At 63.0% G+C, this 15,042-nt stretch carries 12 protein-coding genes; 4 read left to right on the top strand and 8 right to left on the bottom strand.

Going from position 1 to position 15,042, the window contains the following annotated elements; all coding sequences use genetic code 11:
- The first annotated feature begins 81 nt into the window (after positions 1–81).
- Entirely contained in the window at positions 82–1,458 is a 1,377-nt protein-coding gene (locus tag DBV08_RS02860; RefSeq protein WP_095969036.1) for an MFS transporter, read from the top strand.
- Positions 1,455–2,198, top strand: coding sequence for a 3-hydroxybutyrate dehydrogenase (locus DBV08_RS02855; protein WP_124566448.1), 744 nt, complete (start codon positions 1,455–1,457; stop codon positions 2,196–2,198). Before DBV08_RS02860 ends, DBV08_RS02855 begins: the two co-directional genes overlap by 4 nt.
- Positions 2,199–2,241: 43 nt before the next feature.
- Here DBV08_RS02855 and DBV08_RS02850 read toward each other — a convergent pair whose 3' ends face one another.
- The 3 genes from DBV08_RS02850 to DBV08_RS02840 form a co-directional block, all read right to left on the bottom strand.
- The gene (locus DBV08_RS02850) at positions 2,242–3,126 is read right to left on the bottom strand and encodes an aldo/keto reductase (RefSeq protein ID WP_124566447.1); all 885 of its coding nucleotides are present in this window, start codon (positions 3,124–3,126) and stop codon (positions 2,242–2,244) included.
- A 101-nt stretch (positions 3,127–3,227) separates the two neighbouring features.
- Positions 3,228–3,764, bottom strand: a complete 537-nt coding sequence (locus tag DBV08_RS02845) for a hypothetical protein (RefSeq protein ID WP_003940745.1) — start codon at positions 3,762–3,764, stop codon at positions 3,228–3,230.
- 17 nt (positions 3,765–3,781) lie between these two features.
- Positions 3,782–4,723: an oxygenase MpaB family protein gene (locus DBV08_RS02840; protein ID WP_124566446.1), complete on the bottom strand. Its 942-nt coding sequence runs from the start codon at positions 4,721–4,723 to the stop codon at positions 3,782–3,784.
- Positions 4,724–4,806: 83 nt separating this feature from the next.
- Between DBV08_RS02840 and DBV08_RS02835 the strand changes: the two genes are divergently transcribed.
- The gene (locus DBV08_RS02835; protein WP_124566445.1) at positions 4,807–5,376 is read left to right on the top strand and encodes a TetR/AcrR family transcriptional regulator; all 570 of its coding nucleotides are present in this window, start codon (positions 4,807–4,809) and stop codon (positions 5,374–5,376) included.
- On the opposite strand, the gene DBV08_RS02830 is transcribed toward DBV08_RS02835, so the two are convergent.
- Together DBV08_RS02830 and DBV08_RS02825 are read right to left on the bottom strand one after the other, a co-directional pair.
- Positions 5,363–6,154, bottom strand: coding sequence for a DNA-formamidopyrimidine glycosylase family protein (locus DBV08_RS02830; RefSeq protein ID WP_124566444.1), 792 nt, complete (start codon positions 6,152–6,154; stop codon positions 5,363–5,365). The genes DBV08_RS02835 and DBV08_RS02830 overlap by 14 nt on opposite strands.
- Before the next feature lie 48 nt (positions 6,155–6,202).
- Entirely contained in the window at positions 6,203–10,750 is a 4,548-nt protein-coding gene (locus DBV08_RS02825; protein ID WP_124566582.1) for an ATP-dependent helicase, read from the bottom strand.
- 106 nt (positions 10,751–10,856) lie between these two features.
- On the opposite strand from DBV08_RS02825, the gene DBV08_RS02820 reads away from it, so the two are divergent.
- Positions 10,857–12,188 carry an anaerobic C4-dicarboxylate transporter family protein gene (locus DBV08_RS02820; protein ID WP_095969040.1) on the top strand — a complete coding sequence of 444 codons (1,332 nt, stop codon included), beginning with the start codon at positions 10,857–10,859 and terminating at the stop codon, positions 12,186–12,188.
- 21 nt (positions 12,189–12,209) lie between these two features.
- Here DBV08_RS02820 and DBV08_RS02815 read toward each other — a convergent pair whose 3' ends face one another.
- From DBV08_RS02815 to DBV08_RS02805, 3 genes are read right to left on the bottom strand one after another with little or no spacing between them, the layout of a single operon-like run.
- Positions 12,210–13,301, bottom strand: coding sequence for an N-formylglutamate amidohydrolase (locus DBV08_RS02815; RefSeq protein WP_124566443.1), 1,092 nt, complete (start codon positions 13,299–13,301; stop codon positions 12,210–12,212).
- 52 nt (positions 13,302–13,353) lie between these two features.
- The gene (locus tag DBV08_RS02810) at positions 13,354–14,358 is read right to left on the bottom strand and encodes an acyl-CoA dehydrogenase family protein (RefSeq protein WP_124566442.1); all 1,005 of its coding nucleotides are present in this window, start codon (positions 14,356–14,358) and stop codon (positions 13,354–13,356) included.
- Between the two features lie 54 nt (positions 14,359–14,412).
- The gene (locus DBV08_RS02805; protein WP_124566441.1) at positions 14,413–14,976 is read right to left on the bottom strand and encodes a helix-turn-helix domain-containing protein; all 564 of its coding nucleotides are present in this window, start codon (positions 14,974–14,976) and stop codon (positions 14,413–14,415) included.
- Between the last annotated feature and the right edge of the window lie 66 nt (positions 14,977–15,042).

The raw sequence follows: 15,042 nt of genomic DNA, 5'->3' as shown, positions 1-15,042 counted from the left end.
AGTCACAAAAAATGTGCGAGCGGTCACATTCCTGATCGTGAATAGCAGGCGAATCGCGAACTGAAGACGAGGGAGTCCACGATGAGCGTCGACAACATGCCGAAGCCCGAGAGCCAAGCCCCACCATCGGGGCTGAAGAAGGTGGTGGGCGCCTCGATGGCGGGTACCGTCGTCGAGTGGTACGAGTTCTTTCTGTACGGCACGGCGGCCACGCTGGTCTTCAGTAAGGTCTTCTTTCCCGGCGGCGGCAACGAGTTGGATGCGATCATCGCGGCTTTCATCACCTACGCCGTCGGATTCGCCGCACGCCCACTCGGCGGGATCGTCTTCGGATACTTCGGCGACAAATTCGGCCGAAAGCAGTTGCTGCAGTTCAGCTTGCTGCTGGTCGGTGCCGCGACCTTCCTGATGGGCTGCCTACCGACCTACGGTCAGATCGGCTACTGGGCGCCGGCACTGCTGGTCACGCTGCGCTTCATCCAAGGATTTGCCGTCGGCGGCGAATGGGGTGGGGCGGTACTCCTTGTCGCCGAACACAGCCCGAATCGGTCTCGCGGGTTCTGGTCGTCCTGGCCTCAGGCCGGCGTGCCGATGGGCAACCTGGTGGCCACTGTCGTGCTGTTGATCCTGACATCGACGCTCTCGGACGAATCCTTCATGAGTTGGGGCTGGCGCGTTGCCTTCTGGCTCTCCGCAGTCATCGTTCTGGTCGGCTACTACGTTCGGACCAAGGTCACCGACGCTCCCATTTTCATTGCCGCACAGAAGGAAGCGGAACTGGTCAAGGCAACCTCGTACAGCGTTTTCGAGGTAGTCAAGCGTTACCCGCGCGGAGTGTTGACCGCGATGGGCCTGCGTTTCGCCGAAAACGTCATGTATTACCTCGTGGTGACCTTCTCGATCACCTACCTCAAGGTCGTCGTTCATGCGGACACGGCGCACATCCTCTGGTGGATGCTGATGGCACATGCCGTGCACTTCGCAGTGATTCCGTTGGTAGGCAAGCTGTCCGACACGATAGGTCGACGCCCGGTGTACATGATCGGCGCCGTCACCGCCGGAACGTGGGGGTTCTTCGCCTTCCCGATGATGAACAGCGGGCACAATGCAGTCATCTTGTCGGCAATCATCATCGGGCTTGTGTTCCACGCGTTCATGTACGCCGGCCAACCCGCGATCATGGCCGAGATGTTCCCGACTCGGATGCGCTATTCCGGTGTCTCCCTGGGATATCAGGTCACGTCGATCGTGGCGGGGTCACTGGCTCCGATCATCGCGACCGGACTGCTGAGCAAGTTCGATTCTTCGGTCCCCATCGCGATCTATCTCCTGCTGGCATCCCTGGTCACCATCGTCGCAGTCATCTTCGCGCGGGAGACCAAGGGAATATCGCTCGAGTCCGTCGACGCCGCTGACGCGCGAGTGCTCGCCGACGAGCGGGCCGGTGTGTCCGCATGACGCTCTCCGGTAAAACGGCACTGGTCACCGGCGGTGCCGGCGGGATCGGTGAGGCGTGTGCTCGACTCCTTGCCGCCCGCGGCGCGCGTGTGACCGTCGCTGATCTCGACGACGTCGCCGCGAAGTCGCTGGCCGAGGAGATCGACGGCACTGCGTGGGCCGTCGATCTCCTCGACACCGACCAACTCGTGGATCTGGCACTCGAGACGGACATACTCGTCAACAACGCCGGCATTCAACGGGTCAGTCCCATCGAGGATTTCGACGTCGAGGACTTCCGGAAGATTCAGCGCCTCATGGTCGAAGCGCCGTTTCTCCTCACTCGGGCCGCCCTGCCGTACATGTATCGCAACGGTTTCGGCCGCATCGTGAACATTTCCTCGGTCCACGGGCTCCGCGCTTCGGCGTTCAAGAGTGCGTACGTCACGGCCAAGCACGGTCTCGAAGGACTGTCGAAGGTTGTGGCACTCGAGGGCGCCCCACACGGCGTCACCAGCAACTGCGTCAATCCGGGCTACGTCTTGACGCCCCTCGTGCAGTCCCAGATTTCCGACCAGGCAAAGGTTCACGGCATCAGCGAATCCGAAGTGGTCGAAAAGGTGATGCTCACCGAGAGTGCGATCAAACGGATGGTCGAGCCTGCAGAAGTGGCATCGCTGGTGGGCTGGTTGGCATCGACCGAGGCGTCGATGGTGACGGGGGCGTCGTACACCATCGACGGTGGGTGGAGCGCCAGCTAGACCACTCGTTCGGTCGGGTTGCTGGTCGGTCGAACTGCTGGGCTCAGGCCTCGGGAATCTCGATTCCGAACTTCTCGCGGGTGATGACTTCGGGTTCGGGGCCGCCGCGAACTCCGGTGTCGAGTGCGTCGATTGCAGAGAGTTCTTCGGCGGTGAGTTCGAAGTCGAACACGTCGAAGTTCTCCGCGATCCGCGAGGGAGTCACCGACTTGGGGATCACCTGGCGGCCCTGCTGGAGGTGCCAGCGCAGCATCACCTGTGCAGGCGACTTGCCGTGAGCGGACGCGATGGCGCCGATGGTGGCGTCCTCGAGGGTCGAGCCGTGGGAGCCGTCGCGGTAGAACGTGATTCCGCCGATCGGCGACCATGCCTGAGACAGAATGCCGTGATCGGCGTCGGCCTCGAGCAAGGTCGACTGCCGGAAGTACGGATGGACCTCGATCTGGTTGACCGCCGGCACCACGGACGTTGCGTCCAGGAGTCGGGTGAGGTGATCCGGCATGAAGTTACTGACTCCGATGGCGCGGACCTTTCCGTCGGCCAGAAGCCTTTCCAGCGCCTTGTACGCGTCGATGGTGCGCTCGAACTCGCTCGGCAACGCCTGGTGGAGGATGAGGAGGTCGAGTTGTTCGACACCGAGTTTGCCGGCGCTCTTGTCGAAGGCATGCAGAGTCTCGTCGTACCCGTAGTCGGTGATCCAGACTTTCGTTTCGACGAAGATCTCGCCGCGATCGAGGCCGTATCGCCGGATCGCCTCACCGACGCCCTTCTCGTTGCCGTAGGCCGCCGCAGTATCGATATGGCGATACCCCGTCGACAGCGCGGACTCGACGGCGGCGACTGTTTCGTCCGGCGGCGTCTGGTAGACGCCGAAGCCCAGCGCGGGGATGTCGACGCCATTGTTCAGTTTCAGGGTCGGGATGCTCATGTCGTCCACGGTAGTGGCGGCGCTGGTCGGGCGGGAGTGATTGTTCAGCCGGGTAACGGCAGTACCCCTTCAGGCCTGGGAATTCGCGATCGGGAGACTGGTCAATGAGTGAGCACTATCTTCAAGCCGACTATGAGGGTGGCGACGGCGGCGAGTCCGAACGCTGCCAGATGGGTGTTCGTACTGACCTTCTCGCCGTGAAGTCGGCTGATCACGTAACTGGTGGAACCGATCCGCAGGATCAAGACGATTTCCGCGATCAACTGCGCCGTCCGCGGTTCCAGGAAGTTGAACCACGCTGTCGCGAGAATGACGACAGGAACAACCGCAGAGGTGAGGATCGGGACGGAATCGCGAAGCGAGTCGATTCTCTCCGCGGTCGTCAGTCGACGATCGTTGCGAATGCTCTCGCCGACACCTTCGGCGAAGGTGTGGGCGATGTATGTCGACAATGCCGTGCCGACCACAATCGCGGCGCCAAGCGATTCCTGAGATTTCGTCACCGGTATGAGTGCGGCGAGGACAAGAATGTTGCCGTAGATGTACGCGGTGGTCCTCGCCGCGACACGTTCTTGTCCCAGCGGCGCACCGTGAGAAGTGATCGGCCGGTTCAGCAGGGTTCGCAGGTCCCACTCCATGTTCAGAGCATGGCAGATCAGACCCTGGGGCTGTAGTGCATCGGGTTATCTCGCTGCTCGAGCGGGGGCAGGTTGCGCGCCGGTGTGTGGACCAGTGGTGCGTCGGCGGGGATTCGGCCGTTCGCTCGGTCCCATCCCGCGCGAGCACGTGGCTGATACCGGTATCGCCACGGCACCAGACGGAAGACGGCGTTGACGCTCCGGCCGACGGCGGTGTGGATTCTCTGGTCTCGGCCACTCCACGAGTAACCGAGAAGGTCGCGAACGGGTTGGTCGTACATTCCGACCGTCAGCCAGACGAATCCGCGGGCGAGGGGGATTCGGGCGAGCCGCCACAACGGATCGGGAAGCCACGTCATGTACGGGGGCTTGCCGAGTCCCGACAGGTCGAGGACGTCGCGGGTCGCCTTGTTGTCTTCGAGTACGTTGCGGCACATGTGGTCCCAGTACTCCTGAAATGCTTCCCAGGTCTCGGGAACAGGGCGCATGCTCATCCCGTACAGGCGATACCACTGAATGTGTTCGGTGAAGAGCTGACGTTTCTGGGCCTCGGTCAAGCCACCCGAGAAGTTCTCGGCCGTGACGATGGTGCCCATGAAGAACGTTGCGTGCGCCCAGTAGAAAGTGTCGGGATCGAGTGCGTGATATCGACGACCCAACTTGTCGACGCCCTTGATTCGTGTGTGATAGCCGCGGACTTCTTCGGCTGTCTGCTGCGCGCGATCGCCGTCGAACACCACGCCTGCAATGGGGTACAGCGAGCGGTACAGCCGTTCCCACCGCTCGTCGAAGAACTGTGAATGCTCCTCGACTCCGGCGCCGAGCCCGGGGTGCATGTTCTGCATCGAACCGGCCCAGACGCCTTGCAGCATCCCGCGCCAGTCGCCGAAATACTTCCAGGTCAGGGAATCCGGACCGAGGGAAACCGGGGTGCTGCTGTCGTCAAGTTGACTACGCATGTTGTCAGATTAGGATCGACAACAGCGGTAGTCAAGATTGAAAGCCAGTTGAATCGATCAGGTGTCGGCGAAGTGGGGAAGTTGTGAGCATCGAAGAACGCAGGGCCACTCGAAAGGTGACGTTGTTCGACGTCGGAGTGACACTGCTCGGTGCGGTCGACGGTCCGGCCGTCAACGTGCGTGCGGTCTGCAAGGCCGCCGGTTTGACCGAGCGGTACTTCTACGAGAGCTTCACCGATCGTGATCAGTACGTTGTCGCGGTCCACACGTTTGTCGCCGAGCGGGCGCAGTCGGCGCTTGCGTCGGCAGTGGAGTCGGAGACTACATCCGAGGCCGTCGCCACCGCTGCGGTCGACGCTTTCGTCAAGCTCATGGTCGACGATCCGGCGATGGGGAGAGTGCTCCTGATTGCTCCGCTCTCGGAACCCGTCCTGAGCGGTCGCGGTATCGAATCGATGCCGGCGTTCGTGGACCTCGTGTACGACCAGTTGTCCGAGATCGCTGACCCCGTGGACAAGCAACTGGTGGCCGTCGGACTGGTCGGGGCGTTGTTCACGCTGTTCATCGGTTATCTGGACGGCACGATCGTCGTGGACCGCGAACGATTTGTTCGCCACTGCGTCTGGCTGCTGATCAACGCTAACCAGGCGTGAAGGGCTGGCAGGCCGGGCAGAAGAAGATATTTCGCTCGGTGAGCTGATCCGGTCCGAGGGTGTCTTCGGTGATGCGAGTTCCGCAACGGCGGCAGGGTTTTCCGCGTCTGCCGTACACCCAGGTCTGCCTACCTGGACGGGTGTCGCCGGTCGTGACCCGGATGCGACGTGACTTGTTGACGTTGATGGTGCGGAACGACAGGTCGACTATCGCGTCGAGATTTCCGGCGAGACGTGTCGGCGTTCTCGGGTGAATGCCTCGTAGGAAGCAGATCTCGTTTCGGTACACGTTGCCCAGTCCGGCCATCACCCGCTGATCCAGGAGCGCGATTCCGATCGGTTCGGAGTCTGCAGCGCGCAGATTCTCGACGGCCACGGAACTGTCCCAGTCCGTTCCGAGGAGGTCCGGTCCGAGGTGTCCGACGGCCTCCTGTTCCTGCCCGAGTTCGAGGATCTCGGTGATTCCCAGTGAAAAGCCCACTGCTACAGAGTCTTCGGTGGCCAAGATGATGCGCGCTTGATGGGCGGGTCTGCGCCAGCGCTCGCCGGGGCGATAAATCTGCCACTGACCTTCCATCTTCAGATGCGTGTGAATGGACGCTTCGCCCACGCGGATCAGCAGATGCTTTCCGCGACTGGCGACGGAATCCACACGATGACCTGACAGATCAACGGTGGCGTAGCGAGGAACGCGGACATCGCAGGTAGTGAGTACCTTCCCCGCCAGGGCAGCGCGCAGATCGTTGGCGGCCCGCCACACGGTATCGCCCTCAGGCATGGTCGCGGCCCCCACTCTTCACGATCGCAACACTCAGGTTCTCAACCATCATGATCTCAAGCGGAATCCGCGAGGGGTGGCCGCGAAGCCGGCTTCGACCAGGACGGGAGCAAAATCGTTGCCGTGGATGGTCTCTCCGTCGACCTTCTCCACCACCAACTTGTCGATGGCGCGAGAGGTCACCTTGTGTGCAAGTGACAGTGCTGCCATCCGCAAGGTGCCCCCGTCGTCGGTGAAGGTCAGGATCGTGCGGCCGCCGCGTTCGACGAACAGAACCAACTCACCCTCCACCAGAACTACCAGTGCGCCGGCTTTTCGTCCGGGTCGGTGTCCTGGTGATTCCTCGCCCCCCGACGCCGGCCACGGCAGCGCCGCGCCGTACGGGTTTGCCGGATCGCACGCCGCGAGAGTGACTGCAGCCGAAGAAGTATGGCGTCCCTCGATGGAATCACCGAACGTGCGCAAGCGGTCCACCACGGGAGGAGTCGAGAATTGAGCGCCGCCCAGGGTATCGACGAAGTATCCGCGTCGAGCGCGCCCGTTGTCCTCGAACGTGCTCAGAACCTTGTAGATCAACGCGAAACCGCCCGGCACGTTCTCGCTCATCACCGATCCGCGGGTGACGACGCCGTATCGTTCGAGCAACAGATCGGCCGTGGCGTGCGCCCGGATGGTCGGGTCCGGTTCGATCGCCGGCAGTTGGAACCACCGACCGGAAGCGGTCGCCGGTCCCGTGCGGGCCGGGGTGGAAGCGCGCGCCATTGCGCGGTACGGACGTGCCCGCGGAACACGTCGAGGGGATCGGTGACTTGTTGTTGTCCGGGTGGTGTCGGAGAGAAGTGCGCGCAGCGGTGCAACGGTGTCGTTTCCGATGTGTCCGAGCCACACCAACTCCCACAGTGCCGTCGTCACCGCACTGTCGACCGTGTCCGCAGCCGACTCCGTGGTTCGCAACGCGTCGACCAACTGGCGGAAGAAGTAGGCACCGCCGCCGGACAGCAGGTCGAGGATGCGCTTCTGCAACTCCGAGACGTCGGTGTCGGCGGGCGAATTGAGCGTGATCGGTGCCAGGTCGGCGGGGTGCAGCACCACCCACCCGTCTTTGCCCGAGATAGCTCCCGATCCGGACCACAGGACTTCACCCGTCGACGTGAGTTCGTCCAACATCGCGGGGGAGTAGTCGGCAACTCGGCTCGGCAGGATCAACGATTCGAGGGCGGACGCCGGAATCGGAACGCCGGCAAGTTGATCGACCACCGTTGCAACACCGTCGATTCCGCGCAGCGTGCCGCCTACATGCTGCCAACTGGGAAAAAATCGTCCGAGTGTTGCGGTGCTGACCGGCTCGACCTCCTGCCGGGCCGCGGCGAGCGAGCGACGCCGCAAGCGACGTAGGACTTCGGCGTCGCACCATTCGCTCCCGGTTGCAGACGGACGGAATTCTCCTTCGAGAACACGCTTTTCGAGCGCGAGCCGACCGAGAACGTCACGCGCGACGGATACTCCGAGACCGAAGCGTGCAGCCGCGTCGGCGAGAGTGAAGGGTCCGTGGGTACGTGCGTATCGGCTCAGGAGATCGTCGAGTGGCTGATCGACCGGCTCGATGAACGCCGCCGGAACGCCGATCGGCAGTGGAACGCCGAGTCCATCGCGAAGCCGCGCTGCATCTTCGACGACCGTCCACCAGCTCTCGCCTGCATAGGAGACGTGGAGGGCGCGTTTGTCCGCAACCAACTTGTCGAGCCAGGAGACCGGATCCTCGAGACAGCGTTCGGTGACTTCTTCGGTGGTCAGCGGGCCGAGCATGCGCAGGAGGTCGGCAACACCCTCGAGGTCCTTGGCCTTTCGCTCAGGGACGAGCCGTTGCAGCTCACGTTCGGCCTGCTCGATCACTCCGGCGTCGAGTAGCTCGCGGAGTTCGACGCGGCCGAGGAGTTCGGCCAACAGCGTGGAGTCCAAGGACAAAGCGGCGGCGCGTCGCTCGGCCAGGGGGCTGTCGCCCTCGTACATGAACGCGCCCACGTAGTTGAACAGGAGAGCACTCGCGAACGGTGAAGGTGAGGGCGTCTCCACCTCGACTATTCGGATCTGGCGCCGTTCGATCTTGCCGAACAATTCCTTCAGTGCAGGCAGGTCGTAGACGTCCTGCAAGCACTCGCGCACGGTCTCGAGCAGGATCGGGAATGTCGGGAATTTGCGGGCGACGTCCAGCAGTTGCGCGGACCGCTGACGCTGCTGCCACAGCGGTGCACGCTTTCCGGGATTGCGGCGGGGGAGAAGCAGTGCGCGGGCGGCACATTCGCGGAATCGGGAGGCGAACAACGCAGAGCCGCCCACCTCCTGGGTGACCAGATCTTCGATGTCCTCGACGTCGAAGGTGAACAGTTCGGCGCCGGGAGGCTCGTTCTCGGTGTCGGGGAGCCGGATGATGATGCCGTCGTCGGAGGCCGTCGGACTGGAATCGACGCCGTATCTCTCCTGCAAGCGCGCCCCGATGGCGAGGGCCCACGGCGTGTGAACACGTTGGCCGTACGGGGAATGCAGCACCAGACGCCAGTCGCCGAGTTCGTCGCGGAAGCGTTCCACCACCAGCGTGCGATCCGACGGTACTTGTCCGGTGGCAGTCTTCTGCTCACCGACGAGTTGGATCAGATTGGTTGTGGCGTTGTGATCGAGTCCGCCCACGCGGCAACGCTCGACGACGTCGGCTTCGTTACCCAGCGCGGTCTCTCGAACGAATTGGCCCAACGCCTGTCCGAGTTCGGCAGGGCGACCGAGCCCGTCGCCGTGCCAGAAGGGCAGACGACCGGGCATGCCGTAGGCGGGGCTGACCAAGACCCGATCGAAGGTGATTTCCTCGATCCGCCAACTGGTGGCGCCGAGCGCAAAGACGTCGCCGACCCGGGATTCGTAGACCATTTCTTCGTCGAGTTCGCCGACGCGTGATGCTTTCTCTCCAACCATGTAGACCGTGAAGAGCCCGCGGTCGGGGATGGCACCGCCGGAAGTGACTGCCAAACGCTGCGAACCCGGCCGGCCCGTCAGCGTGTTGGACTCGCGATCCCAGACCAGACGCGGACGTAATTCGGCGAACTCGTCCGAGGGGTACCGCCCGGCGAGCAGATCCAGAGTCGACTCGTAGGCCGAACGGGGAAGCGTTGCAAAGGAACCGCTTCGGCGCACGGTCTCGAACCAGTCGTCCACGTCGATCGGCTCGAGTGCAGTGGCCGCAACAGTTTGCTGGGCAAGGATGTCGAGGGGGTTGGCGGGAACGGCCATCGCCTCGATCTTGCCTTCGACCATGCGCTCGACGGTCACCGCGCAGTGAATCAGGTCGGTGCGGTGTTTCGGGAAGACCACCCCTCGCGAGATTTCGCCGACCTGGTGGCCGGCGCGGCCGACACGTTGCAGTCCGCTGGCAACCGAAGGCGGTGCCTCCACCTGGATGACCAGGTCGACGGCGCCCATGTCGATTCCGAGTTCGAGACTGCTGGTGGCGACGACGCATCGCAATCGACCCGATTTGAGGTCGTCTTCGATGAGGGCGCGCTGGTCTTTGCTGACCGATCCGTGGTGGGCGCGCGCAAGGAGAGGTTCTGCACCGTAGTTGACCTCGGTGGGAGCTCCGATCTGCGCGGGCGGGCGAGGTGTCTTCTCGACGGCCAGACCGATGCGTTCTGCATGAATCTCGTTGAGCCTGGCTGTCAAACGTTCGGCGAGGCGTCGAGAGTTGGCGAACACGATCGACGATCGGTGGTCGAGAACGAGATCGACGATCTGTTCTTCGACGTGGGGCCAGATCGAACCGGCTTGCGGGGTGGGGGATTCGGAACCGTCGGCCGGCGTCGCGATCCCCAGTTCGGTCATGTCCTCGACGGGAACACGGACGGTGAGGTCGAAGGTCTTGGCGGCAGGCGGTGCCACGATCCGGATGGGTGCCGAACCGGCCAGGAACCGCCCGATCTCCTCGTGCGGACGGACAGTGGCCGACAATCCGATGCGTTGCGCCGGACGCTCGAGCAAGCCGTCCAGGCGTTCCAGCGAGAGCGCAAGGTGTGAGCCGCGCTTGGTGCCCGCCACCGCGTGAACCTCGTCGACGATCACGGTATCGACGCCGACGAGTGTTTCCCGGGCGGCGGAGGTGAGCATCAGGAACAACGACTCCGGCGTCGTGATCAGGATGTCCGGCGGCCGCTTGATCAACGAGCGCCGATCGGCCTGGGACGTGTCGCCGGAACGGACACCGACGGTGATCTCGGGCGGAGTGAGGCCCAGACGTTTCGCCGTCTGGGTGATACCGACCAGCGGAGCGCGAAGGTTCCGTTCGACGTCCACCCCGAGCGCCTTGAGTGGCGAGATGTAGAGGACTTTGGTGGTGCGTTCGCCTTCGTCCTTGGCTGCGAGCTGATCGAGAGCCCAGAGGAACGCCGACAATGTCTTGCCGGAGCCGGTGGGTGCGACGACAAGTGTGTGAGAGCCACTCGCGATGGATTCCCAGGCGCCGAGCTGCGCAGCAGTCGGAGCGCTGAAAGCGCCGCCGAACCACTCGCGTGTGGCGGGCGAGAACCTACCGAGGACGTTGGTCACGACCACCATATTGCCCCTTCCCACCGACAGCGTGTTCATGCCCGCAGCCGAAGTGCAGAGCATACTATTTGCCCTGTTATAGCTATTCTCTTGTTATCGAGAAGGCGAGTGCCTGGTGGAAGCAGTCAAGATTGTCCTCGAGCTGGCGGTAGTGCTCGGGGCGATTGTCATGGGTACCAGATCGAGCGGTGTCGCGCTCGGTCTGTGGGGCGGCGCAGGTGTTGCCGTCCTCGTGTTCGTCTTCGGAGAGGACGTCGGCAGTCCGCCTGTCGACGCTCTCCTCATCGTCCTGTCCGTCGTCCTTGCGTCGTCGATGATGCAGGCGGCCGGTGGTATCGACTGGATGGTCACCATCGCAGCGAAGTTGATCGAATCCCGCCCGAAACAGATCACGCTGATCGCGCCGTTGGTGTCATTCCTGTTCTCGGTCGGTGCCGGTACATCCAACATCCTCTACCCGCTGCTTCCCGTCATCTACGACGTCTCGTACAAGAACGGTGTGCGGCCGTCACGGCCGCTGTCGCTGTCAGTTGTCTCGACCGGCGTGGCGCTGGCGTGTAGCCCGGTGTCCGCGGCGATGGCCGCAATGGTCACGCTGACCGACGTGCCGCCTTACGATTTCGAACTCATCGACATCATCAAGATCACCTTCCCCGCTGCCGTTGTCGGCATCGTCCTTTCCTCCATCGCGGTCAACCGCCTCGGCAAGGATCTCGACGACGACCCGGAGATACAGGCGAAGTTGAAGTCGGGCGAATTGGCCGGACCGGGTGCAGCGTCCAAGACCGAACTCGTCTCGACGAAGACCGGACGAAACGCGGCACTGATCTTCCTGGCCGGCGTCCTGGCTATCGTGATATTCGGCCTGTTCAAGGGAATTCGCCCCGAAGCCGCCGACGGTACCCCGATGGGGATGACACCGATCATCGAAATGCTGATGTTCGTCGTGGGCACGTTGATCCTGCTGGTGTGCCGCCCGAATGTCGCCGACGTGCCGTCCTCGACCGTGTTCCGCGCCGGTATGGTCTCGGCCATCGCGCTGTTCGGTCTGGCATGGCTGACGGACACATTCATCAGCGCCCATTCCGAGCTGATCACGAGCACCGTCGGCGACTGGGTCAACGCCGCGCCGTGGATCTTCGCGCTCGGTGTCTTCCTGGTCTGTGTACTGACGACCAGTCAGTCGACCGCGACGCGGACCATTGTGCCGATCGGTCTCGCAGCCGGGATTGCACCCGGCCTGGTGAGCGGAATGTGGGCCGGAGCGTTTGCCGGTGTCTATCTGTTGCCGACGAACGGTTCGCAGATCGCGGCTGCGAACTTCGACCTCTCGGGCAGCACGAAGCTGGGATCCAAGCTCGTCGACCACTCGTTCTTCCTGCCGACCATCATTTTGGCCGTGACGACGATTGCGGCCGGTGCTCTGTTCGGAGTGGTGCTCGGCTGAGAGTTGAGGCTGAGTCTTACGTCAGCTGTTGCGGTAGTGGTCCCAGCTCGCCTTGCACGCGTGGGCGAGCTGGTCCACCCGTTCGGCGTCGGGTGTAGGCCAGTCGACGCCGGGTTCCATGATGTATGCGGCCAGTTCGTCTCCCAGTAGGAATTCTCGTTTGAATTCGGCCTGAACCGCGCTCAACGTGATCCCTGCCTCGTCAGCGCGGGCGCGCGAGTCGGCGAATCTGGCTCCGGCCGCGATGATTTCGAAACTGCCGAGGTACGGCTGATTGAGAGCGACCGCATCGGGATCGTCGACCTGAAATCCCTTGCGATGTGCGACCGCAAGTGTGCGTATGAGCTCCGGATCCATAGTCACGGGATTGTCGCCGCGTCGATTGCCGTCGTGATCGCCACGATTGGAGAGCGCAACGACGTCGGGGAGCCGATCTGCTTCCGGCCGTTCGACATTGACGGCGCCGTCCCGCCGGGTGGTGTGGTTCATCGTGTCGTGGAACGACAACGTCGTGAACGATCGGCCGAGTTCGAAGCTCTTCTCCACCATGGCTTCGATCAGTGCGTCGCGAGTTCTTTCGTAGACGCCCAAACCGTGTTCAGCTGTCTCGGTGAAGGTCTCGGCGAGGTCCTTCCAGCCCGCGTCGTCGCTCGGCTCGAGCAACAGGGGGTAGAACGAGAAGGTGACAGGGCGAACTGCGTCGACGCCGGTGAGGTCCGCTCTGTTGCCGGCACCGGCCTTGTGGACGCGGGCGAAGGCTTCGCGCAGTGACGCTTCCAGGTTTTCGGGCTTCGCGCGGTTGGGATCGCGAATCATGCGAGGGTGCGGATTCTCCACGTACACGATGCGCGAATCGATTTCGGCCCAACGGCGCACGATGGAACTGGTGGACATGTCGGTGAAGTCGAATTGCAGTCGCTGTGTGAATTCAGGTGCGAGAAAGCGTGAGAGTTCTGCTGGAATCGCGGAACCCGAGTGTGGGCAACTGACGAGAAGGTCGGCTTCGGCGATGGCGTCGTCGAGACTGCGGGAGTCGCGATCGGCATAGAACGTCAGGTCCTCCGGCGTGAACACGGTTCCGGCCGGGATGAGTACTGGTTCTCCACTGGTCATGAGCCCCAGCGTAATCGAGTGCAACCGTGCAATCGAGTACAACCGTGCAGACTCAGTATCCGCTGAGTCGTTCCACGAGAGCTGTTTTGATCTCCGGCCGACCAGCCGCGACCAGAGTGAAGGTGGCTTCACGCATGAGCCGCTCGGCGGTGTTGCTGCCGACCAGGGCGCGGCTTCCGGTCGCAGTGACGAGCGCGGCCGACGCACGCACAGCAAGTTCCGATGCGCGGGCGCGTGCAGCCGACATGTCGCCTCCGTTGCGCAGTGCTGCATCGAGATCGGCGCGCGCCCGGGCGGCTTGTTCCTCGAACGCGTCGGCGTCGACTCCCAGATCCGCGAGTTCGGTCACTGCGCGGCGGGTGATGCCCATGGCCATCGCGCCGTTGAGCCACAATCCGGGGAGTTGGGTGCTCTGGAACTGTTCGTCGCTGACGACGGCACAGACATCGGTGTCGGGAATGTCGAAAGCGTCGAACACGATTCGGACGGTGTTGCTTCCGCGTGCCGCGATCAGTGGAAGTTCCTCGATCCTCAGCCCCGGGGCCTCTCCCACTGGTACGACGGAGTGAACGATGGAATTGTCGAACTCGTCTCGCGCCGAGACCAGAAGTACGTCGACGATTCCCCAGCCGGTGACGAAGGGTGCGATGCCGTCGAGGACGTAGCCGTCGTTCACCCGCTTCGCCCACAGGAGCGGCGGCCGGGGGATGGCGCCGGCATATGCAACGCCACCGCGAATCGTGCCGGAAACGAGCCCGTCCCAGTATTGTTCGCGCAGAGACATATTGGAACTCGAAGCCAAGGCTCCGACGACGCCGTGATGCTGCATCCAGGTGAAGGTCGTTGCCAGGCAACCGCCGCACAAGGTTTCGAGGACGTCGACCAGTTCTTCGCTGCTGGGTCCGCCCTCACCGAGGGCGGCGATGCCGTAGAAGCCGTCGGCGGCGAGCGCGTCGAAATGGCTGCTGGGGATTTCTCCGTCGGCGTCGACGCTGTCGGCGACGGGAAACAGAACGGTATCGGCGATCTCACGCGCAAGCTCCGGCCACTTGGTCACGCTGTCAGGGTAAGCCGTGAGCGGGGGCTGTGGTGTGGAACCGGAACCGCGCATCTAGAACGAGGGCGGCGAACTCACGATGAGGAATCTCGCCACCGCATCGGTGCGATTGAACCACCGATGCGGGATGGTCGAGGTGTAGAGGAGGGTGTCACCGACGTGAAGGATGTGATGCTCGTCCAGTCCCACCTCGACTTCGACAGATCCTTCGAGTACGTGAATGAACTCTTCGCCGGCATGCTCGGTGTGTTCGCCTGCCTCGGAGTGAGGGGCTGCCGTGATCTCGTTGGGTTCCATGGTGCGTGAACCGGTGGAGCAGAAGCGGATCACCGAATCGTGTGCCAGTTCGAACGTTCGCCCTTCCCCGGCGCGGACGAGGCTGGACGGAGTTCGTTCACCTTGTGCCAACAGCGCATGAGCGGTGGTGCCGATCGATTGCGCGAGGCGATGAAGGTTCATGACACTGGGTACTGCGTGGCCGTTCTCGGTCTGGCTCAGGAAGGGCTGCGACAGTCCCGACTTCACGGCGACCTCACGCAACGTCAGTCCGGCTTCTTTGCGCGCCGTCCGCACGGCAGCCCCGATTGCGGTCGCTATCGCCTTCTGGTCGTCGTCCATGTGCCGAAGATAGCAGTGCTCTGGTGAAAGTTTTGATTACACAGACGAAACAAATTCGACCACGGT

This window comes from Rhodococcus sp. KBW08, from assembly GCF_003852455.1.
Classification (GTDB): domain Bacteria; phylum Actinomycetota; class Actinomycetes; order Mycobacteriales; family Mycobacteriaceae; genus Rhodococcus_F; species Rhodococcus_F baikonurensis.
Note: the sequence above shows the minus strand (reverse complement) of the source record. Positions and strands in the feature narration are given on the sequence as shown.

Excerpts from the sequence above, each read along its gene's own strand:
- DBV08_RS02850 (WP_124566447.1), bottom strand. The coding sequence starts at position 3,126 with ATGAGCATCCCGACCCTGAAACTGAACAATGGCGTCGACATCCCCGCG.
- DBV08_RS02830 (WP_124566444.1), bottom strand. The coding sequence starts at position 6,154 with ATGCCTGAGGGCGATACCGTGTGGCGGGCCGCCAACGATCTGCGCGCT.
- DBV08_RS02805 (WP_124566441.1), bottom strand. The coding sequence starts at position 14,976 with ATGGACGACGACCAGAAGGCGATAGCGACCGCAATCGGGGCTGCCGTG.
- DBV08_RS02825 (WP_124566582.1), bottom strand. The coding sequence starts at position 10,750 with ATGGTGGTCGTGACCAACGTCCTCGGTAGGTTCTCGCCCGCCACACGC.
- DBV08_RS02860 (WP_095969036.1), top strand. The coding sequence starts at position 82 with ATGAGCGTCGACAACATGCCGAAGCCCGAGAGCCAAGCCCCACCATCG.
- DBV08_RS02815 (WP_124566443.1), bottom strand. The coding sequence starts at position 13,301 with ATGACCAGTGGAGAACCAGTACTCATCCCGGCCGGAACCGTGTTCACG.
- DBV08_RS02855 (WP_124566448.1), top strand. The coding sequence starts at position 1,455 with ATGACGCTCTCCGGTAAAACGGCACTGGTCACCGGCGGTGCCGGCGGG.
- DBV08_RS02840 (WP_124566446.1), bottom strand. The coding sequence starts at position 4,723 with ATGCGTAGTCAACTTGACGACAGCAGCACCCCGGTTTCCCTCGGTCCG.
- DBV08_RS02845 (WP_003940745.1), bottom strand. The coding sequence starts at position 3,764 with ATGGAGTGGGACCTGCGAACCCTGCTGAACCGGCCGATCACTTCTCAC.